This is a genomic window from Pseudovibrio japonicus (genome assembly GCF_014651595.1).
In the GTDB taxonomy this organism is placed as follows: Bacteria; Pseudomonadota; Alphaproteobacteria; order Rhizobiales; family Stappiaceae; genus Pseudovibrio; species Pseudovibrio japonicus.
This window is the reverse complement of the sequence record NZ_BMXE01000002.1, coordinates 601,836-622,297: the sequence shown is the minus strand read 5'-3', so window position 1 is coordinate 622,297 and position 20,462 is coordinate 601,836. Positions and strand designations below refer to the sequence as shown.

Below are 20,462 nucleotides of genomic sequence, written 5' to 3'. Positions count from 1 at the left end.
TTAGGTCTTCCGCCGTCCTTTGGCAGATGCTGTCTTTCTCAACATCCATGTCACGCTCTGTGCCTCTTTCACACTAAGCGTAATGACGATCTGCTGCGTTTGCTGGTGCCCGAAAACGTCCGACAGGTAGATTGATTCTTCAACAGTGAACTCGAGCCCGTCAGCGGTAAACTCCCAGGTCTCACCATCCGGGCAAGACAGAACAGCTGCTTCACCTAGTGGCAGCATAGAGCAGCTTACCTGAGGATGCAGATGGAAGCGGATCGTCGCCACCTCTGCCTCAGTCTTGTCAGATGTCGGCTTGAACCGGTCAATCCCATCCAGAACAGTACCATCGCGAGATAATGTCAGATCACGCTCATGAACAATGCCATAGCGATCAACATATCCGTCATGGCTCGCAATCACGCGGTCAGAAAGCTCAGTATCCTGACGCTCCGCCTTAACCTCCTTCGGTCCGGACAACACCGGATTGCCCAGCACTTTGTCAAAACGAGAGGACGTCAGAAAACGGCAAGACGATGTATCCCCAATACCAGCGGTAGAATGGGCCGCCGTAGAACGCGCTACCATCTTCCAAGCAACCTGCTCACGCGTGGAAACACCACAGTTGACCACGATGCGATTACGCTTAGAGGAAAACTCAAACGACAAACAACCCGCATGGGTGGTGTTGGAGAACCGTGTTGGCGGAGGCGCGCCCACATCAACCATTACAAGGCTATCTCCACCCATCAGACGCTGGTAGCCGGAGTGAGGTGCACTTACGGGCGGCGTGCCGCGCGCGTCGTCGTAGGCAAGAATAGTTGCAACCACGTCGCCCGGCGTTGAGCCCATACCGTTGAAATGCGCAAAGGAACCATCACCATGTCGGAAGAAACGGATCATCGGCATCATACGGTCAATGGATTCCATCATGGTCGGTGACACCGTTTGCCCTTGCATCACAAGTGCTTGCCGAATTGGAAGCAGGTCCACGAGGATCTCGATGATTGCACCGGGATGCCGCGAGATATGACCGCCATCCGCTAGAATCTGACGCTTAAGCTCCTGATCAAGGCGCTTCAAAGCCTGCTTGATGTGACGTCCCTGCCCGTCCATGGAAACCGTCGCACAAGCGTTCGCCATAGCAACGGTGAGACGCGGCAGGCCTTCCGGCGTTTTGCCCATGGTTCGACGCAGGAAACGCACCTGTCGATACAACGAACGCATAAAGGAGCGATAGAAATCTGCCTCACACCCGGTCAACAGCAGCGGAGATTGGGCCATCCAGCTCAGCACGCGGCGGGCAACAACCTCTTGTTTCCAGCCAATGTCATCCCAGCGCCCACAGGTCTTGATCCAGTCTTCCACCAACGCGCGCGCATTTTGCTGCGCCATGTTGGTTTCAGCAGCACGCAAATGACGGAGCCATGAAAACCCGTGGAGCGCCTTCGCCCATTCCTGATTCGGCGGCTCAACGTCAAACGGAGACTGCCCGCCAACCTCAACCAAATGCCCGGCAAACAGGAAACGGCCCGCATAGATATCAGCAGCATTGGTGGCATCTGCAGTTCGAAGATCCTGAGGGGCAATCAACAGACGCGATGGCGCACTTCCAAACGAGAACGCGCGGAGCATTGATCCCCCTCGCGCCCAGTTCAGACTGTTTTGAGCCATGTTTTGTGTCAAAAGGCTAACGATTCGAAGCCTCTCGGACACTGTTGCGCCCGTCATACCCTTTCAGCTCTCCGCTAGAGCGTATCCCCGAAAAGCATCTTCGGTTTTCGGATCAGGATACGCACAAAAACAACGAATTGGAGCGTGTTCGTGAGTGTAGTGAGCAACGACACGTTCCAGTGAAACTTGATAAATGGTTTGCGCCCAAGCGGTTTAAATCTCGTTAACCATGCCCGATTTGCGCAAATCATTGGTGACATTCCACCACCTATTTTTCTAAGAGGCGCAATCGGGCCGCGAAAAAGCCATCCAGTCCGCCGGATGTTTTGCCAGAAGATGGGTTCTGCCCCGGCATTGCACGGAAGTCACCCTGAGAGTTAACTGCCTCAGCAACACCGCCCAGTTCTTCTGCACTCACCGGCACTCGCTGCACCTCAGGATGCTCCAGCAAGAGGCGTTGTATTTGCAATTCACCCTCTTCCTGCTCAAGCGAACAAGTGCAATAAACCAGCGTTCCGCCCGGTTTCAGCCAGCCAAGGGCTTTCTCAAGCAACTCGTACTGCAGATCTGCCAGCTTGAGCACATCATCTTCGCGCTTCAGCCACGCCACATCTGGGTGCCGTCGAATGGTGCCGGTTGCAGAACACGGAGCATCCAACAAAATAGAATCAAACAGATCGATGGGCACAAACTCGCGCAGATCAGAAACTTCTGTATCCGCTTCCAATCCAACACGCTTCAGGTTCTGTGTGAGACGCTGCAAACGACGCGCTGAGATATCGACAGCGGTTACATTCGCGCCAGCTGCAGCGAGCTGCATGGTTTTACCACCCGGCGCGGCACAAAGGTCAGCAACCGCTTTGCCTTTTATATCACCCAGCAAGCGAGCCGGAACTGCCGCCGCTGCATCCTGAACCCACCACTTGCCGTCATCAAATCCTTCGAGCTTTTCAATCGGTCCGTCCGGCTGCAAACGCACGGAATAGCCAAGCTGAACCTCACCGCCAAGCTTCTCAGCCCAGGCATCCTGATCCGCAGGCACCGATAGATCCAGATACGGTTCTTTCATATGCGCAGCAGACATCGCACGCGCGGCTTCTTCACCGTAAACTTCACACCAGCGGGTGAACATCCACTCAGGGGCATTCAACTTCGCTGCATCCTGCTCTGCGATAATCGCAGCACCTTCACGGGTTGCCCGGCGCAGCACAGCGTTGACGAGGTTTTTGTAAGGCTTGGCACGTCCATCCCGGCCAGCAAGCGTCACCGCAAGGGAAACAGCTGCATGATCAGGAACGGACATAAAGAACAACTGCGCCATGGCAACGTGGAGAATATCCAGAACACGACCAGTTTTCTCAGGGATCGGGCGATCAAGGAAGCGGTCAATCACATCTTGGATCTGCCCACGACGACGCAGCGCAGTGCCAATAATCGCACGCACCAACGCGCGGTCATTTGGCTCAAGACGCTTGTATCCCGGATGGCCATTGTTCAGATCTAGCTCACCATCCAACGGCATACGCTTGCTGAGGACCTTACCAATCAGGTCCGTCGCTGCTTTACGCGCGGCATAACCGGGATCATTAAAGGTGCCCTCTGCGCCTTCGGTTTCGGAAGCACTGTCGTTTCCACGTGAATGTTTCGGTGCTCCAGAACGCCCTCTCCCCTTGAACTTGGAGTTTCTGTCCTGGGAGGATGTTTTCTTACGCTCTGCGCTCATCATTGATCCATGTAATCCAGAATGTGTCGCCAGTCCTAGGGCGCCATCTCTTCTTGTAACTGTGCATTCCTGCGTGAAAGGCTTCTGTCAGAAACCGGGCTATACCATCTGGTTGCACTGGAGGTTTTGGCGGATTACTGCCAGTTGCAACCACAGGAGAACTGTCAAATCCTGCTCGGCTAACCACAGAACCCGTAATATTGCAAAGATATTTTGGGAAGCCCGAATAGTTATTCAGGTAAACACGGCACAATCAACAAAGCAAACGCGAGAGGCACCTCGCATTCGCCCATTTCCCTTGATGCCGCCTAGCCCCACGGCCCCTTTGGCCTGCGCGGCTCATCATGATCAGATTGATCATGACCTTGATGCTGTTCGGTCTGACCAGCAGAGCCCCAAGGGCCACTTGGACGACGGGTTTCACGCTCGGGCTGAGAATAGGATGTCTCTTGAACATGAAAGTGCCCGCCACCAGAACCATGCATATTATCGGTAAAGCCAGCTTCATCAGCCATCTCGTGAAGTGCGGCAATGCGATTATCTGTGTTTGGGTGGGTGGAGAACAAATTATCCATGTTCTGACCCGAAAGCGGGTTGATGATGAACATATGTGCCGTTGCCGGGTTATGCTCTGCATCCTCGTTCACAATGTGCGCCGCACCACCTGCAATCTTATGCAAGGCGGAAGCAAGCCACAGTGGGTTGCCGCAAATCTGCGCCCCCATCCGGTCAGCTGCATACTCACGCGTTCGCGAGATCGCCATTTGCACCAGACCAGCAGCCATAGGAGCCAAAATCATCATCAGGATCGTGCCAATCAGCCCCAGTGGATTGTTCCGGTTTCCGCCGAAAAAGAGCGCAAAACTCGCGAGCATTGAAATCGCACCGGCAATCGTCGCTGTAATGGTCATGATCAACGTGTCGTGGTTCTTCACGTGCGCCAGCTCGTGCGCCATAACACCCGCAACTTCTTCTCTGGTCAACGTGTCCAGAAGGCCAGTCGTCGCTGCAACCGCAGCATTCTGCGGGTTTCGGCCTGTCGCAAACGCATTGGGCTGCGGGTTATGAATCACATAAACCTTGGGCATTGGTAGTTCTGCACGCGCTGCCATGGTCCGCACCATGCCATAAAGCTCGGGAGCCTGCTGCTCATCCACTTCCTGCGCGTGGTGCATGGACAAAACCATGCGGTCCGAATTCCAATAGGAAAAAATGTTCATGCCGGCGGCGATAACAAGCGCAATCAGCATGCCGCTTTGGCCACCAATCAAGAAGCCAATTCCCATAAACAAAGCGGTCATCGCCGCAAGCAGCATACCGGTCCGAACATAGTTCATGGTTTCAATGCTCCAATTTCTTCTCTCGCAATCGCTAATTCACGCAGTCGTTCACTAACAAACGCAACACCCATTGCAAAGCAAAGGCTCTCGCGCCTATATCTAAGCCAACGCGATCATTGTGAAACTACCGCTTCCTGCTTAAGTGGTAGCTCCAAATGGCAAACGCAAGCTTACAAAAGCGATAAGCAGCACCAGCCAACGGGGTTTGAGATGGAAAAAACCGAAAAATCAGCAGTCGAAAATTTCAAGGCGAAGGACATCGACACCGCTGAACAAACCAAAGAAGCTCCACAAAAGCGCCGGCTTGAAGATCTTCCACCCGCTGCACAGCGTGCGTTGAAGGAAGCCGAAGAACGCCGCGCCGAGATCGATGCAGCCCAAAAGGCAATGCAAAAGGAAGTCAATGGCCGCGGTGGTCTGGACCCTGCACGCTACAGTGACTGGGAAGTCAAAGGCATCACCAGCGACTTTTAGGCTTCAAAATATCTTAAACCGCCGCACAATCACGAACAGCACCACCCCAATAAAAATCAGGATCGCGCTGACGACCGTAAACGCAACGGGATCATGGCTACCCGGAATTCCAGCCACATTAATGCCTAGCAATCCGGTGATGAAGGTAAGCGGCAGAAAGACGACCGCGATTGCCGCCATCGTCAACATGTAGCGATTGATATTCTCTGATCTCTTGAACATGATCTGATCGTGAACAATCTCAGCGCGCTCACGAATGGCATCCATCTCCTCCGTAATCCTTAGTGTTCTGTCCCCCGCCTCACGGATTCGGCGTCGATTAACTCGATTAACCCACTCGAAATTCTCCACCTCGAAGTTCCGCAGAGTGTCCAGATGCACCAACATGCTTCGACGAATAATCGTCGCCAACCGCCGAACCTGCGCCAACTCACTCTCCCAAGGGTGATCTCCGGTCTCAAGAACCACATCCTCCAGATGATCAATCCGGTCCTGCAAGCCCTCCACCATCTCTTCAGCACTTCCGGCAACTGCAAGCGCAAGCCGCGCCCAGAATTCTGCCGTGCTTGCAGGCGGTACGTGAGTCTGAAATCCTTCTAAGAGCCTTTGGAAAATATCTAGCGGATTATGCCAGATACAGATTATTCGTGTGGCATCAACCCAGAGCTGAACACACTCCATGTCGCTGCTGTCCTGCTTTGGCAACGCGTTGAACACGTTCATGGCGATAAACGCCCCTCCACTACGCATATGGCAATGCGGACGCACGTCTCGCGCTAGCAACTCATCGATATCGCAGCTCTCCAGCCCAAGATCTTCAAGAAAATCCCGGTTTTGAGAGGATGAACGCTGCAGGTAGGCCCAATAAAACTCACCGGGCTTCAATTCATAGTCACGCAATTGCTGCAGGTTAAGCTGGCGCATACCTTTGGATTTTGAGAAAATAACAACAAACGAGGAGTCCAGATGGATGTGACTCGCCTCAATGTTTTCTGTGGTTTGCGCCATTTTGACAAATCCCGGCCTAAGTTCAATTCTAACTCAGCGCGACAATCAAAACCCACACTTCTAAAAAATCAGATGACAAACCCCAGAAGAACCCCCTATTCAGCTTCGCGCATAACAAATTGGTTAACAGCCAATTTACCAAAAAATACTAAAATTTGGTGCTCTGAGCATTTACTGTAAATTATTCCAGCGAGAATTCTTGTGTCTACGAAAGAAGTTGAAAAAAAATCTAGCGGAGGAAACCCGTTTCAGCGTCTGAACCAGCAACTCGCTGGCATCGAACCGGGGCTTGATCCAATTGTCATGACGATAGGTGAACCGCGTCATGAACCCCCAAGCTATGTCATTGAAGTTCTTGAAGAACACAAAGCAGACTTCCGCAGATACCCTGCTATTCGTGGCACAGACCAATTCCGCACCGCTGTTGGCAACTGGCTGAAGACCCGTTTTAATCTGTCTGACGCCTTTGATCCAAACAAGAGCATTATCCCGCTCAACGGGTCTCGCGAGGGTCTCGTCTTCGGTTGTGTCTCCGCACGCGACTATCTGAAAAAAGACGGTAAGCCAGCTGTTATTTTGCCAAACCCGTTCTACCAATCCTATGGAGCCGGTGCCCATATTGCGGGTGCCGACGAAATTCTTCTGCCAGAACCGGCGGACGGCGTACTGCCAGATCTGGATGCAATCGACCCTGACCTGCTCGACCGGACCGTCGCCTTCTACTTTGCAACCCCGGCCAACCCGCAGGGTACCGTGGCGCCCATGGCGTACTTGCAAAAACTCATCAAGCTGGCGCGGAAGCACAACTTTATGCTCTTCGCCGATGAGTGCTACTCGGAGATCTACCGCGACACACCCCCAACAGGTGTTCTGGAAGCTGCTGAAGCCCTTGATGGTACGCTGAAAAACGTTGTGACCTTCAACTCGCTGTCAAAGCGCTCCAACCTGCCGGGCGCACGCTGCGGCTTTGCTGCCGGAGATCCGGAGTTCATCCAGTTCTTCGCTGATTTCCGCAACACAGCCGCTCCTCAGGTCCCGATGCCCATTCAGGCACTCGCTGTACGTGCTTTTGGCGATGAAGAGCATGTGGTCGAAAACCGCCGCCTCTACAACGAAAAGTACGATGCAGCCGAGGAAATGCTTTCCCCGCTGTTCGGCCCCGTGCGCAAGGATGGTGGCTTCTTCCTTTGGCTGGATGTGTCCCGCTGGGGCTCCGGCGCTCAGGTTGCGGAGAAGCTGTGGCGCGAGGCAGGCATAAAAACCCTTCCTGGAGCTTACATCGCCTCAGACATGCCAGACGGCTCAAACCCCGGCGACAAATACATTCGCCTCGCCCTCGTTGAATCTTTGGAAGTAAGCAAGGAAGCTTTCCGAAGAATTTTGGACTCTCTGGAGTAATCGAATGCGTCAGGCTGCTGCAATGCAACGACCCAAAGCAAACTCTGTTTCGCTGGCTGATACCGAGAGCCCGGTAAAGCGCTTTATCAAAAGCAACATGATCGTCATTGGCGGCGCGGTGATCCTTGTCATCGGCCTCTGTGTGGCGGCGGCTCTCGCAACATGGTCAACCAACGACCCGAGCTTGAATCACGCAACCAATGCGGAGATCAACAACGCTCTGGGCCAAACCGGTGCCATTGTGGCAGACGTGTTGATGCAGACAATCGGTCTGGCAACAGCCGTTTTTCTAGTGCCCGTCTTCATTTGGGGCTGGCGCCTGTCGCTCAAATACACCTCCGGCGTCACGCGCAAGCGCTTCGCAACATGGTTCCTTGGAACTCTGTTATTTGCAGGTGGTCTGGCCGCGATCCCAGTTCCGGCAAGCTGGCCAATCCCAACCGGACTCGGCGGATTCCTTGGCGATTGGATCTTCTCCATCCCCACCACCATCTTGCCTGAACTCTCAACCGGCCTGAGAACGCTGACGGGCACCGTGGGCCTTGGCCTACCAGCTGTTGCGCTGCTCGCCTACGCCGCTGGCCTTATCGGCAAAGACCCTGTGCCACAAGATGGCGCGGAAGAAGAAGCCGTTGAAGATGAATACACCCCGCATGAGGCAATGCCTTTCTCTGCGGATTCTGAGGAAGAGTACGAAGGCGAAAACAACCGCTATTACGCCATTGTTGGGGCGTTAAGCCACTGGAAGCTCATGGCAACCAGCGCAATCCAGCGCACCATCTTCAGACGCAAGCTGGCCACAAACCAGAACTGGCAGGAAGAAGACTACGCGGCTGCCCCGCACGATCACAATCAGGCTCAGCAGCCAGAGTACTATGAAGACGAACAGTACGACCCGCAGGCTGAACAGCAGTGGGACGAGCAGGAAGCCTATCAGGAAGAACCAGCCCAGAGCGGCGGTCTCGTTGCCCGTGTCCGGCGCAAGCTCGCGTCAAAGCTCATGCCAAGTGAAGACGATGGCCTTGGCGAATACTATCATCAAGAAGCCCAGCCAACGCGTACTGATGTGCAGTTTGATCCGCACGACGACACCACACAGCACTACGCTCCGCACGATGCGCAGCCGCACGATGAGCAGTGGGAGCATTCCCCTGCAAATGAGCCAATCTTTGACGACCAAGGCTATGAGCAAGACTCTGCCGACGAGCATTACGAAGATGACGACCTCGTACGCGGACCACAGCCGGTAGAACCAACTGGTCCAATTGGCATTGCCAGCCCGGATGAGCCAGCCCCTGAAGCCCAACCTGCCCCGCAGCCCGCACGGCCGGGTCGCAGTGTTCCACGATCATTCGCGCAAGAAAAGAAAAGCGCCGCAATCGTCAAACAGGCACCGTTTGAATTGCCGAGTATCGAACTGCTGACCGAGCCTCAATCAGACGGCAAGCAGCGCCTGAGCAAAGACGCTCTGGAACAAAACGCTCGTATTCTGGAAGGTGTTCTGGGTGACTTCGGCATACGCGGTGAAATCATCGCGGTCCGTCCGGGCCCCGTTGTTACCCTTTACGAGCTGGAGCCAGCGCCGGGTATCAAGTCTTCCCGCGTCATCGGTCTTGCCGACGATATCGCCCGCTCCATGAGCGCAATTTCCGCCCGTGTTGCTGTTATTCCGGGCAAAAACGCAATCGGGATTGAGCTTCCAAACGCCAAGCGCGAAACCGTGTTCCTACGCGAACTGCTGGATTCTGTTGACTTTGACGAGTCCAAAGCAAAACTGGCCATGTCACTGGGCAAAACCATTAATGGCGAAGCTGTCATCGCCGACCTTGCCCGCATGCCTCACCTGCTCGTGGCCGGTACCACCGGTTCAGGTAAGTCGGTTTCCGTAAACACTATGATCCTCTCCCTGCTCTACAGGCTTACCCCAGAGCAGTGTAAGCTGATCATGATCGATCCAAAGATGCTGGAACTGTCCATCTACGACGGCATTCCGCACCTCCTCACTCCAGTTGTGACCGATCCGAACAAAGCCGTTGTTGCTTTGAAATGGACCGTCCGTGAGATGGAAGATCGCTACAAGAAGATGTCCAAGGTCGGCGTCCGTAATATCGACGGGTACAACACCCGTATCGGGCAGGCCATGAAGAAGGGCGAAAGCTTCACACGCACCGTCCAGACCGGCTTCGACAAGAATACCGGCGAGCCGATCTTCGAGGAAGAAGAGCTCCCAATGGAGAAAATGCCCTACATCGTCGTCATCGTCGATGAAATGGCAGACCTCATGATGGTGGCTGGTAAGGACATCGAAGGCGCCATTCAACGTCTGGCCCAGATGGCACGTGCTGCCGGCATCCACCTGATCATGGCAACGCAGCGTCCATCCGTGGACGTCATTACCGGTACCATTAAAGCAAACTTCCCGACACGTATCTCGTTCCAGGTAACCTCCAAGATCGACAGTCGCACGATCCTTGGCGAAATGGGTGCAGAACAGCTGCTCGGCATGGGTGACATGCTGTATATGGCAGCCGGCGGCAAAACCCAGCGCGTTCACGGTCCATTTGTCTCTGACGGTGAAGTGGAAGACATCGTAAAACACCTGAAAGAACAGGGCACACCAACCTATCTCTCCGACGTGACGGAAGAAACAGAAGAGACCGGTGGTTACAATGCCCTGACACAGGGTTCCGGCAACGCAACCAACGACCTGTTCGATCAGGCAGTCGCAATTGTCGCCAGAGACCGCAAGGCATCCACCTCCTATATTCAGCGCCGCCTCTCAATCGGCTACAACCGTGCCGCTTCGCTGATTGAACGTATGGAACAGGAAGGCATGATCAGCCCACCAAACCATGCTGGAAAACGCGAAATCCTGCTGCCTGAAGGCGACGAGCAGTTCTGATAGAGCGCTTACGGGTGGCCTGCTCGCCTATGATTATTGGCGGGGCACCCAAGTCGTTCACTAGGATTTGAAGGTTCCTTTGCGCCTATCTCTAAGTAATTTTTTAGAATTTGAGAGATATGCCCTATCTTTGCCTTATGATAACGATAGCTTCTTTAATCAAGGTTTCACCGACAACTGAACACCAGTTTAGAGAAGAGTTAATGAACTCGACTTAGGGTTGTTCTACGAGTTTTGACAGCGGAGTTTTATATATGGTTGCATCTCACGCGATCTCTTTTGGCAGGATTGGTAAAAGCCTCGCAGTTGCTGCAGCACTTTTCATCGGTTCTGTTCCATTAACTGCGGAACACTCCGCCGCTCAGCCAGTCCCTCAGCCACAACCGGTTGCGCTCAACAACACGCAGGCCGTTGAGGCGGTAAGCAAGTATTTCAACACCGTGCGGAATATGCACGGCAAGTTTGTCCAGTTTGGTCCAACCGGCGGGCGTGTAGAAGGCCAGTTCTTCATCAGCCGTCCTGGTAAAGTCCGCTTCTACTACAACAAACCATCCAACCTCGACATCATCGCGGATGGCAAAATGGTCTCCGTAAAAGACCGCAGGCTACAGACGCAGGATATCTGGCCACTTTCCCAGACACCATTGCGCTTCCTGCTCTCTGACCGGATCGATCTGCAACGAGACGCGAACGTTACCAACGTGCAGGTTGAGCCAGATCTCATCACAATCACGATTGACGACAAAACCCGCTTCACATCCGGTCGCCTGACGCTGATTTTCGATGCACGAACCTACAAGCTCAAGCAATGGACCGTACGCGACGCACAGGGCTACGACACCTCTGTTTCAATCTATGACGTCGTTGAGAACGGTGCGACCAATCCGGATCTGTTCAAGATCGATTACATCGCAAATTCCCGTCAAAGACGCGGTGGTGGTTAAGCATCAGCCCAGAATTTGCTATATGAAAGAGGAGTGCTTCGGCGCTCCTTTTTTATTGGCCAGAGAACCTAATGCAGTTTTTCCCTGTTTCACCCGACCTGCCGTCCCTTCCCCTTGCTCCGCGCTTGCTTGCTGAGCTCTGTCAGGAGAAAGGCATTAAACTCGCTCTCGACCGCGAGTTCTTCTATTTCGGATATATTGAAACGGGCGGCGGCAAACGCTTTCCCATCAAGGGCGGCGCCTTCGCACTCAACAGCTACTCTGCCGGAGAAGCCGCCCGCGACAAGGACTTCTCAGGCCGCCTTTTACAAGACGCTGGCCTGCCCACTCCAGACTTTAAACTCATCCACTCAGACAGGGCCATCAAGCAGCTCAGTACCGCAAACCCGCATGTTGCTCAAAGCCTGAACCCAATCACAAAAGCCCCCGCAATCGCAGAGTCGCTCGGCTACCCGCTGTTCATTAAACCCAACGAAGGCACACAAGGCGTCGGTGTCCAGAAGGTCTCTGACGAAACCGAGCTGAAAACCCGCCTGAAAACCGCTTTGCGGGACAATGACCGGATGCTGCTCCAAACAGCTGTCTCGGGTGCAGACTACCGCGTGATCGTGCTGGATGGAGAGGTTCTGGCGATCATCGAACGGCGCGCGCTTTCCATCATGGGCAATGGCACAAACACGATTGCAGAGCTCTTGGCGGAAAAGATCAGGACACTCACCACCCGCACCGGTGGCTACAAGGTGGACGCTGGTGACCCACGCCTGCTGAAGGCCATACAGGAAGCAGGCTATGATCTGACCGCCATCCTACAAAGCGGAAAACGCCTGCCGCTGCTCTCCAACGCCAACCTGTCAACAGGCGGTGAAGCAGTAGACGTAACCGACCTCGCCTCCCCGAGTTTCAAGGCACTGGCCGTAGAAGCAGCACGGGTATGCGGCTTGCGCTATGCAGGCGTAGACATCCTGTGCGATGACCTTAGCGAAGAGCAGTGCTCCGCCAACATTCTGGAACTGAATGCCGGTCCCGGCCTCACCAACTTCTGGCAGGCAGCCCCACACCACCAACAGCGCGTCCGCACCATTTATCGCGGCGTTCTGGAAGCCATGCTGGAAAGCGCCTGAAACAGGCCCCCAAAATGCAAAATGGCGGGAAAATCCCGCCACTTCCAACAACTCATAAAAAGCAAGCTTACCAAGCACCAAGTTTGGTCTCTGGCGTGTACTTTTCGCCGTCAACATGCTTGATCACAGCCTGACCACACATGGTAACGCCTTTGGTTGCATCATAAGTCATGGTCGGAGATCCATGCAGTTCCCATCCCTTGTTGAGCGCTTCCGTTACACGGTGGCAAAACTTAGAGGAATCCGGTTCGGTGATGAGGCGGTAAAGGCGCATGTTATTTCCCTTTAGTTCTTCAAGTGTTGGCGGAACCTATCAGCCAAATACGAGAGAAGCCAGAGGTTTAAACATGCGCTTCGTTCAAATCTAGGCGTCCACGTGCCGCGCGATGGCTTCGGCAATGGCAACGGTTTTGCGGCCCATATCGGCATGAAGACGCTCAACCATCTTGCCGTCCACCTGCAAAGCACCCTTATCGTGATTTTCCGGCAGTTCGAACGCGGTAATCATCTTCTTCGCCCACTCAACGTCCGCTTCACTAGGCGCGAAGGCGGAGTTACAGGCCTCAAGCTGCTTTGGATGGATCAGCGTTTTACCGTCCAACCCCATATCGGCACCTTGCTTACATTCATCAGCAAAGCCCTCCAGATCAGAGAAGTTGTTGTACACACCATCCAGAATATCCGCACCACCAACACGAGCGATCGCAAGGAAGGTCATCAGCCACGGCATCAACGCTGCACGACCCGGCAGGATCTTGGCGCCGCTTTCCTTACTCAAGTCATTAGTGCCAATAATGAACACATCCAAACGGTTGTGCGGATCCTTCGCAGCCTCGGCAATCTCCGAGGCATTAAGAATGGCACCCGGCGTTTCCAGCATCGCCCAGATGCGAACACCGTCAGCTCCCTGCTCTGCTAGATAGTCAGCAACTGGTTTGATGTCCGCAAGGCTCTCCACCTTCGGCAGCAAAACAGCATCCGGCTTAGCAGCAACGGCTGCTTTCAGGTCATCATTGCCCCAAGGGGTCTTCATGCCATTGATGCGAATAACAAGCTCGCGGTGGCCATATCCACCACCAGCAACGGCCTCACACACCTGAGTACGCGCCATCTCTTTGGCATCTGGCGCCACGGCGTCTTCCAGATCCAGCAGCAACACGTCCACATCCAGCCCCTTGGCCTTCTCCAACGCACGTGCATTCGAACCTGGCATATAAAGCGCACTACGGCGCGGTCTGATACTATGAACTTGCTGTGAGCTAGACATGATACTTCCTGTTGCATTGCAAAATCAGAGTGAGTTTAGAGCCCACCCCTCATCTTCACTACTCACCATTCGGGCTAATTGTGTGTTTAGAACGGGCAAACATTAGGTCTTTGGCCGCAATAACGGCCCGGCCCAAGTGCGAAGTCGAAACCAGCAACACGCACAGGGAGATAGTCGGTCATGTCACCTCCATCTAGCACCTGCCACCAGAACGGGTGATCCCACAACATTCACGAGCCTATAGGCTTTGGTACCTTGATTTTCGGGATATTTTGGGGTCACTCTATAGCGCAAAATTAAACGAAGGAACGGGAAGAGGTATAATGGCTGATCTTATTTGTAGAGCCTTAAAACCCGGTGATGCGCCAGACTTGGCCCCTCTCATTGCAGAGAATGCACAAGCCTTGAAGCGTGGCGCTCCACGTCGTCCAGACGAAGTCTTCGCCGAGCGCCTGCTCGAAGACAAGTCCATCGAAATCATCGGTGCGTATGAAGACGAAGATCTGGTCGGCTTCGCAGCTTTCTTCGATATTCCGGACCTGATCTCCGGTCTGCGCATTGGCCAGCTCGACGACATCTACGTGATGCCGGACCACCAACATAAAGGCATTGGCCGTTCACTGGTGGAAGAGCTCTCCAAGATCGGCACAGCACGTGACTGGCTTCATGTTCGTTGGCTGGTGCCAAACAAGAACAAAGTCGACAACAGCCTCTTTGAAGATCTGGCGGAACCTGGCGATGAAGACAGCTTCATTATCCCGATTAGCCGCCTAGCACTCGCATAATCCAAAAGCGGCTCATTAAGAGCCGCTTTCTCCTATGACCAGCTGAGGCACAGGCCCCAAATCAAAGAACGCGATCCGCGCACGACCATTTTCAAGCGTCACCGGAATCCGGATCGTCGGAACACCATCCTCCGCACTGCCCTGTCCAATACTCGTCGCCGTTCTCTGAAGCGCCTCAAGCGTTCTGTCGTCTTGTGGAAACAGAGGCCGTAACACGGCTTCCAGCTGGTGGATGCCGGTAATCACCAGCGGCAGCGTTCCATTCAAACGCCCCTGTCGGTCAATCACCAGATTCCCTTCAGTGGCGATGGAGAACTCACCGCTCTGCAGTTGCAGGCTGGAGACATTGACCCTTATCTCTTCATCAACCAATAAATCAGCTAGATCGTGAACTTCTCCATCCAGCACGCCAGAACCCTCCGGCAACTGCATTAGAAGGCTGATATCAAGCGGCACATCACCGGAAACATTCCCGGCGGTCAGACCAACGATCCGCAACGCCACATCAAGCGCATTCTCATTGCCTTCAACACGGCGCATATGCGCTTCTGTCTGATCCGCACCAAGCTCGAGAGACTGGTCTCCAACGATGTAGGTCAGCGTGGGATCATTGAAGACAGCATCAACCTGCGCAGGCCTGTTGTTTTCAGCAACCACGCTGGCCTGTGCTGTTGCCCAGTTTGCGGAGTATGCAGGCCCGTCTTCGCCAAGATTCATCTCGGCCGGACCACTTGCCTCTAAAATCACGTGGGTCGGGTTATAAGCCAGCGCGACACCGCGTAACTCATTGATAAAGTACCACTCTCCGTCTTTGTCCATACGAAACGGAGTACAGCTCAATTCAAATCGGAACGGGTATCCACCAAGCTTTTGGTCACCACATTCAAGGCTTCCACCTTCTGCTTCGGCGACGTTTATTCCATTGCGAATTACGTCCGAAACAATACCGCGTCCAACCGCCCAATAGGCGGACCATCCGCCAATGAGCAGGACGACAAGGATCGCTAGGACGAAATACGCCGACTTTCTTGGGGGCCGGGATACTTTTGGTTCAGTCATCTACTCTCCGTTACCCTCACACAGTGCTGTGAGTTGCATGCTGATTACGAGCCTGATAGGCGATGTGTATCTAAGAATTCTACGAGAAAATAGTTATGCGAGATTTATGGATATTTGGCTACGGATCACTAATTTGGCGTCCTGGCTTTCCTTATGAACAAGTTGTCCCTGCAATTGTACATGGCGTTCATAGATCTCTCTGTGTTTATTCATGGGTTCATCGCGGGACTCAGGACAACCCTGGACTGGTATTTGGGCTGGACAAAGGCGGTGCCTGCATCGGCATGGCGTTCAAAGTCGCACCGGAAAACTGGCAGAACACACTGCATTATCTCCGCGAACGCGAACAACAAACCATGGTCTATCTGGAAACCCACCGCAGCATTCGATTGCTGGATGATGAAGGCAGCAAGGTACGCGCAGTCACATTCGTCACAGACCGGAAGCACAAGCAATATGCAGGCGCTTTACCTCTGAAAGAACAATTGCAGATTGTGAAGGGCGCAAAAGGCTTATCCGGCGCAAATCCGGAGTATGTCATCAACACATACACGCACATGAAGGAAATGGGGGTGAAAGACCAGAATGTGGAATGGCTGGCACGGCAGCTTTCACTCTGAAAACAGACTTGGACTATTCGTCTTCTGGCTTGATGTAAGAAAAGATCCCGGTCCGCAGGTCATTTTGAGCGCGGTCCCTCTCTGTGGTGTCTTCTGCCAGAAGGTGGACATACGCATCCTGCGAGGGCTTAAGCACAGGCATAGGGTTCTTCTCATTCGGCATACCCTGATACCCGAGCCAGATCACACTCTCACTCTTCGTATCCGTAATCAGAACCAGCTTTTCAGCATAGTCGGGAACCTCCGCCTGCGAAATCCGGGTAAAGAGGTAACGATGCCCGGAAGCACCAGACCAGTACTTGAACTGACTGCCGGCTCCCAGCTCCTCTGACACGCGCGGAGACGTACCACTTGGCAGGTTCTCGTCAAACAACGAGTACTGCGCCGCACTCCCCTGATTTCTCCTACTATTTCCCATAGTACTTTTTTAGAACAAACTAAGAACAAATTACAAGTTGAACCAGAGATTTCCCAAAAAAAGAAGCCACCTTTAAGGCAAAGGCAGCCTTCTTTTCAGGATACATCTGATTTCCACGTAAAATCTTTATTTTTTCTTATATTCTGCCTGTCGTGCACGGGCTTCTTTGATGATGATGTTATCCGGCGTCGCTTTTTCTGCTTCATCAAGCAAACGATCAGAGGCCGTTTCAAGGCGCTCCTGCAATACCCGGAAGAATTCCTGCGGCTCCAATCCCGGCTGAATCGGCTCCAGAATCTCTGCTGTGATCGTACCCGGAAAACGGAAGAAGCGGCGGCGCGGCCAGTAAACACCCGAGTTGACCGCAATCGGAACAATCGGACAGTTCAGTGTCTTGTAAAGGTGCACGATACCATATTTGTAATGGGGCTCCGCACCAGCCGGACGACGCGTTCCTTCAGGGTAGATGATGATATTGCGGCCTTCCGCAATCGCCTCGGCAGCCTTTGTGCTCATAGCAGCAAGGCCCTTGCCCTTCTTGCTACGATCAACAGGAATCTGCCGGAACTTCATCAGATACCACCCAAAGAATGGAACCCAGCGCAGCTCCCGCTTCAGGATAAACGTTTGCTGACGATAGTGCTCGGCAAGCGCAAACGTTTCCCACGCAGATTGATGCTTGGAAGCAATAATACAGCCTGTTTTTGGTAGGTTTTCGACACCCCGAATTTCGGATTTTACACCTGCCACCCAGCGAAGCAAAAACTTCTCTACCCGGCCCCAGAATGGCAACAACCACCAGCCGTACCGGACGGGAATCAGAAACAGGAAACTACACATCAACATGATAATCAAAGTACTGACGTAAAACAGCACGTTGAAAAGAATAGAACGCAGAACGACCATTATACCTTCACAACCATATCCGTATGGCCCCCCGCCAAAACGAACTCAGAGTATACTTCACGATATTAAGCGGAGCGATTTACAGGAAAAACGAAATCCAACTTAACTCGCAGCCGCACGAGGATATACTTCACATACTCGCGCAGGAGAAGCTTTGTTATTGAAGAACTTTCATACCAATGTTCCAAATCCAGCTCTTTATGATAGACGGGACTGGGAAAAAGGGAAGCTTTTGGAAGGCGAACCTGCAGTTCTGCCAATGCTCTAGGCATATGATAGGCACTGGTGACGACCAACAGAGAACTAAACCTGTTTTCTCGTACCCAGTTCGCCGTTTCCTCCGCATTTCCGATGGTATCTTGTGCTTTCCGGTCCAGATCTACACAGCAATCAAACAGCCACATCCGTTTGGAATTCAGCCGTGCAATCTGCTTTGCACTGGTTGTCGGATGTACGCCAGAGATCAATAGACGCTTGGCGCTGCCAACCTCCAAAAGATCCAGACTTTGCGAAATCCGGTCTCGTCCGCCCGTCAAAACCACAATACCATCAGCGTGTCTGGGCACTACCGCCTGCACAGAAGGTTGCAGCACTTCCACAAACCACAAGAAACCGCCGACAAACGAGAACAGGCCAATCAGGAACAGCACCAGAAAGATACAAACACAGCGGCGCACGAACATTTTGCGGCCAGAGGGCTTTTCAGCGTCGGCTGGTGCCGGATCTTGTTCACCGGGGGCTTTATGGTCTGCCGCTGTATCGCGCGTATTCAAAGAGTGCTCCATGATGTGGCAAAAAAGTCAGAGCCACAAACCTGAAATGGTATTTTCCTGACTACATATCAGAACTGGCGAAAATGGGAAGAAAACAGCATTTAGTCCATATTTGCCAAATGTCTGTGGACAGCCAGACGGGACGTTAGTGCAGTCAGCACTGCAACAAGCACCACAATAGCAACAATCCCAATATATCCGATTGCACTCACCTGCGCAGAACCAAACAGCGCTTGCACCTGATTTCCACTAACGGAAGTGACATCTGAGTCACTAAGGAAGGCAACAATCAGGAAACTCAGGGCAGCCATTGTCCCCCCAAAGATCCCGCCCTTCAGCCCAAGCCATAGGAAGTGCCGCTGAAACTGGGAAGCAATGAAGCCAACTTCAGCTCCTACAAAGTGAAGTACTTCTACCACATCCTTATTGCCAGACATGGCCGCTTGCGTTGCGAAAATCACCGAGAGCACCATGGAAAACAGCACAAGCACCAGAATACCAAAACCAACCAGCACAGCTGTGTTCGCCATGGCAGAAAGCTGCCGATTCCAGACGCGGTGATCATCCACAGAGGCCGCCCGGATATCCTGTTCAATCTGCGCTTTCATCTCGGGCAGGTTAAGCATTTCAGGGTCACTGATCTCAACAAGAACCAGACGCGGAACAGGCAGTTCCTCCAGCTCAAGCCCCGCTCCAAGCCACGGCTGAAGTAGTCCCTTGGTCTCCTCATCAGACAGCGCGCGCGCATCCCCCACGCCGGGAAACTCACGGACCAGTGCCAATGTGCGATCAATCTCCTGCAACATGTTCACGCCATCTGCAGGCCGAATCTGCACGGTCACTTCGCGCACCAGATCATTGGTCCAGTCATTGGCCGCATCATTGACGATCGTCACAAACCCGACGGTCAGGCAGGCAAGAAAACTCATGATCGCCACTACAAGCATCAAAGCCTGCCCGGAGATCGCCTGCGGTGGCACAATCGGCGCCGGTCTTTCTTTGATCTTGAACTTCAGCCCAGGCGCTTTCTTAGCCACGACTTTTTTCGGCGGACGCCCACCTTTGCCTTTAGGAGGGCCTTTTCGTGGCCCACTGGGCCGCTTTGGACCCGCAGGCCCACGGCGCGCTCCGGGTTTTTGAGCGGACATGGGCGGTTCTCTTCTTCGCTGAGTATCAGTCATGAACAGCCAACCGCCCGTCGTTGAGTATTAGGTGCCGAGCCTCCACCTGCTCCAGCAAGTGAAAGTCGTGAGTTGCGATCACCACAGAGGTGCCAAGTCGGTTCAACTCTATAAACAGGCGCAGCAAACGGCGGGCAAGTGGCGGATCCACGTTTCCTGTCGGCTCATCTGCCAGCAGAACTTCAGGCCGGGTAATCAAAGCGCGCGCAATCGCGGCACGCTGCTTTTCACCACCCGAGAGAACCGGCGGCAGCACATGCATCCGGTCACCAAGCCCCACCCACTTCAGCAGGTCAATCACATCCGGACGATACTCTGACTCGGACTTGCCCGCCACACGGTGCGGCAAGGCCACGTTTTCATAGGTGGTGAGATGGTCCAGCAGCCGGAAATCCTGAAACACCACACCAATCCGGCGACGCATCGACGGCAGCTCACCCTTGGTGATCTTTGTGGTATCTTTTCCAAAAACAGAAATCAGCCCGCGTGTGGGCCGCATGGAGAGAAACAACAGGCGCAACAAACTGGTTTTGCCCGCTCCCGAAGGACCAGTGAGAAACTGAAAAGATTGCGGCTCAATGGAAAAGGTCAAATCCCGAAGTACTTCCGGACCCATTCCATACCGGAGTCCCACATTCTCAAAGCGTATCACCGAAAGTTCCCCTAGCAGCCGTGAGGTTTCGCCCTATCAGAAAAATGAGGCCAAACTCATGCAAATTACTCTAAAAAATAATCTTCTTGCATTCAATTTTTCACTTAACCTGCCACCACAAATTTATGCGAGCCTGTTCCTTTGGATATCCCCCTAATAAATTAACACTTCATTAAGCATATAGATGTCCTCCTATCCATATGGGATCATGTTTTGGCACTCAACCTGAGGG

The 20,462-nt window shown here is 53.4% G+C and carries 19 protein-coding genes; 7 read left to right on the top strand and 12 right to left on the bottom strand.

Annotated features, from left to right (window positions below; translation table 11 throughout):
- The 3 genes from IE076_RS07600 to htpX all read right to left on the bottom strand — a co-directional run bounded on the left by IE076_RS07600 (nucleotide 1) and on the right by htpX (nucleotide 4,719).
- Nucleotides 1-1,620, bottom strand: coding sequence for a heparinase II/III family protein (locus tag IE076_RS07600; protein WP_209008929.1), 1,620 nt, complete (start codon nucleotides 1,618-1,620; stop codon nucleotides 1-3).
- Between the two features lie 307 nt (nucleotides 1,621-1,927).
- Nucleotides 1,928-3,382: a 16S rRNA (cytosine(967)-C(5))-methyltransferase RsmB gene (rsmB, locus tag IE076_RS07595; protein WP_189436370.1), complete on the bottom strand. Its 1,455-nt coding sequence runs from the start codon at nucleotides 3,380-3,382 to the stop codon at nucleotides 1,928-1,930.
- Nucleotides 3,383-3,690: 308 nt separating this feature from the next.
- A complete protein-coding gene (htpX, locus tag IE076_RS07590; protein ID WP_189436150.1) occupies nucleotides 3,691-4,719 on the bottom strand; it encodes a zinc metalloprotease HtpX in 1,029 nt (342 codons plus the stop codon).
- Between the two features lie 213 nt (nucleotides 4,720-4,932).
- On the opposite strand from htpX, the gene IE076_RS07585 reads away from it, so the two are divergent.
- Nucleotides 4,933-5,196 carry a DUF1674 domain-containing protein gene (locus IE076_RS07585; protein WP_189436149.1) on the top strand — a complete coding sequence of 88 codons (264 nt, stop codon included), beginning with the start codon at nucleotides 4,933-4,935 and terminating at the stop codon, nucleotides 5,194-5,196.
- A gap of 3 nt (nucleotides 5,197-5,199) precedes the next feature.
- On the opposite strand, the gene IE076_RS07580 is transcribed toward IE076_RS07585, so the two are convergent.
- Nucleotides 5,200-6,204: a CorA family divalent cation transporter gene (locus tag IE076_RS07580; protein WP_189436148.1), complete on the bottom strand. Its 1,005-nt coding sequence runs from the start codon at nucleotides 6,202-6,204 to the stop codon at nucleotides 5,200-5,202.
- A 201-nt stretch (nucleotides 6,205-6,405) separates the two neighbouring features.
- Here IE076_RS07580 and IE076_RS07575 point away from each other — a divergent pair, with 201 nt between their 5' ends.
- The 4 genes from IE076_RS07575 to IE076_RS07560 all read left to right on the top strand — a co-directional run bounded on the left by IE076_RS07575 (nucleotide 6,406) and on the right by IE076_RS07560 (nucleotide 12,569).
- The gene (locus tag IE076_RS07575; RefSeq protein ID WP_189436147.1) at nucleotides 6,406-7,602 is read left to right on the top strand and encodes an aminotransferase class I/II-fold pyridoxal phosphate-dependent enzyme; all 1,197 of its coding nucleotides are present in this window, start codon (nucleotides 6,406-6,408) and stop codon (nucleotides 7,600-7,602) included.
- Nucleotides 7,603-7,606: 4 nt separating this feature from the next.
- Nucleotides 7,607-10,504 carry a DNA translocase FtsK gene (locus tag IE076_RS07570; protein WP_189436146.1) on the top strand — a complete coding sequence of 966 codons (2,898 nt, stop codon included), beginning with the start codon at nucleotides 7,607-7,609 and terminating at the stop codon, nucleotides 10,502-10,504.
- A gap of 254 nt (nucleotides 10,505-10,758) precedes the next feature.
- Nucleotides 10,759-11,448, top strand: a complete 690-nt coding sequence (locus IE076_RS07565) for an outer-membrane lipoprotein carrier protein LolA (protein ID WP_189436145.1) — start codon at nucleotides 10,759-10,761, stop codon at nucleotides 11,446-11,448.
- Between the two features lie 71 nt (nucleotides 11,449-11,519).
- Nucleotides 11,520-12,569, top strand: coding sequence for an ATP-binding protein (locus IE076_RS07560; protein WP_189436144.1), 1,050 nt, complete (start codon nucleotides 11,520-11,522; stop codon nucleotides 12,567-12,569).
- 67 nt (nucleotides 12,570-12,636) lie between these two features.
- Here the strand turns inward: IE076_RS07560 and IE076_RS07555 are convergent, their stop codons facing one another.
- Together IE076_RS07555 and IE076_RS07550 are read right to left on the bottom strand one after the other, a co-directional pair.
- Complete coding sequence (locus IE076_RS07555) at nucleotides 12,637-12,843, bottom strand: DUF1737 domain-containing protein (RefSeq protein ID WP_189436143.1); 207 nt, start codon at nucleotides 12,841-12,843, stop codon at nucleotides 12,637-12,639.
- 90 nt (nucleotides 12,844-12,933) lie between these two features.
- Nucleotides 12,934-13,836: an HpcH/HpaI aldolase/citrate lyase family protein gene (locus IE076_RS07550; protein ID WP_189436142.1), complete on the bottom strand. Its 903-nt coding sequence runs from the start codon at nucleotides 13,834-13,836 to the stop codon at nucleotides 12,934-12,936.
- A gap of 323 nt (nucleotides 13,837-14,159) precedes the next feature.
- Between IE076_RS07550 and IE076_RS07545 the strand changes: the two genes are divergently transcribed.
- Nucleotides 14,160-14,621, top strand: coding sequence for a GNAT family N-acetyltransferase (locus IE076_RS07545; protein ID WP_189436141.1), 462 nt, complete (start codon nucleotides 14,160-14,162; stop codon nucleotides 14,619-14,621).
- Between the two features lie 15 nt (nucleotides 14,622-14,636).
- Here IE076_RS07545 and IE076_RS07540 read toward each other — a convergent pair whose 3' ends face one another.
- Nucleotides 14,637-15,680: a DUF2125 domain-containing protein gene (locus IE076_RS07540; RefSeq protein WP_189436140.1), complete on the bottom strand. Its 1,044-nt coding sequence runs from the start codon at nucleotides 15,678-15,680 to the stop codon at nucleotides 14,637-14,639.
- Between the two features lie 95 nt (nucleotides 15,681-15,775).
- Between IE076_RS07540 and IE076_RS07535 the strand changes: the two genes are divergently transcribed.
- Nucleotides 15,776-16,300, top strand: coding sequence for a gamma-glutamylcyclotransferase (locus tag IE076_RS07535; RefSeq protein WP_189436139.1), 525 nt, complete (start codon nucleotides 15,776-15,778; stop codon nucleotides 16,298-16,300).
- Nucleotides 16,301-16,313: 13 nt separating this feature from the next.
- Here IE076_RS07535 and IE076_RS07530 read toward each other — a convergent pair whose 3' ends face one another.
- From IE076_RS07530 to ftsE, 5 genes are all read right to left on the bottom strand, one after another.
- On the bottom strand, nucleotides 16,314-16,718 hold the full coding sequence (locus IE076_RS07530; protein ID WP_209008928.1) for a hypothetical protein: 405 nt from the start codon (nucleotides 16,716-16,718) through the stop codon (nucleotides 16,314-16,316).
- Between the two features lie 126 nt (nucleotides 16,719-16,844).
- Nucleotides 16,845-17,624: a lysophospholipid acyltransferase family protein gene (locus tag IE076_RS07525; RefSeq protein WP_189436138.1), complete on the bottom strand. Its 780-nt coding sequence runs from the start codon at nucleotides 17,622-17,624 to the stop codon at nucleotides 16,845-16,847.
- A 65-nt stretch (nucleotides 17,625-17,689) separates the two neighbouring features.
- Nucleotides 17,690-18,397 (bottom strand): YdcF family protein, encoded by a 708-nt coding sequence (locus IE076_RS07520; RefSeq protein WP_209008927.1) that lies wholly within the window; start codon nucleotides 18,395-18,397, stop codon nucleotides 17,690-17,692.
- Nucleotides 18,398-18,498: 101 nt separating this feature from the next.
- Nucleotides 18,499-19,545 (bottom strand): cell division protein FtsX, encoded by a 1,047-nt coding sequence (locus tag IE076_RS07515; RefSeq protein ID WP_209008926.1) that lies wholly within the window; start codon nucleotides 19,543-19,545, stop codon nucleotides 18,499-18,501.
- Nucleotides 19,546-19,570: 25 nt separating this feature from the next.
- A complete protein-coding gene (gene ftsE / locus IE076_RS07510; protein WP_189436136.1) occupies nucleotides 19,571-20,230 on the bottom strand; it encodes a cell division ATP-binding protein FtsE in 660 nt (219 codons plus the stop codon).
- Nucleotides 20,231-20,462: the final 232 nt, after the last annotated feature.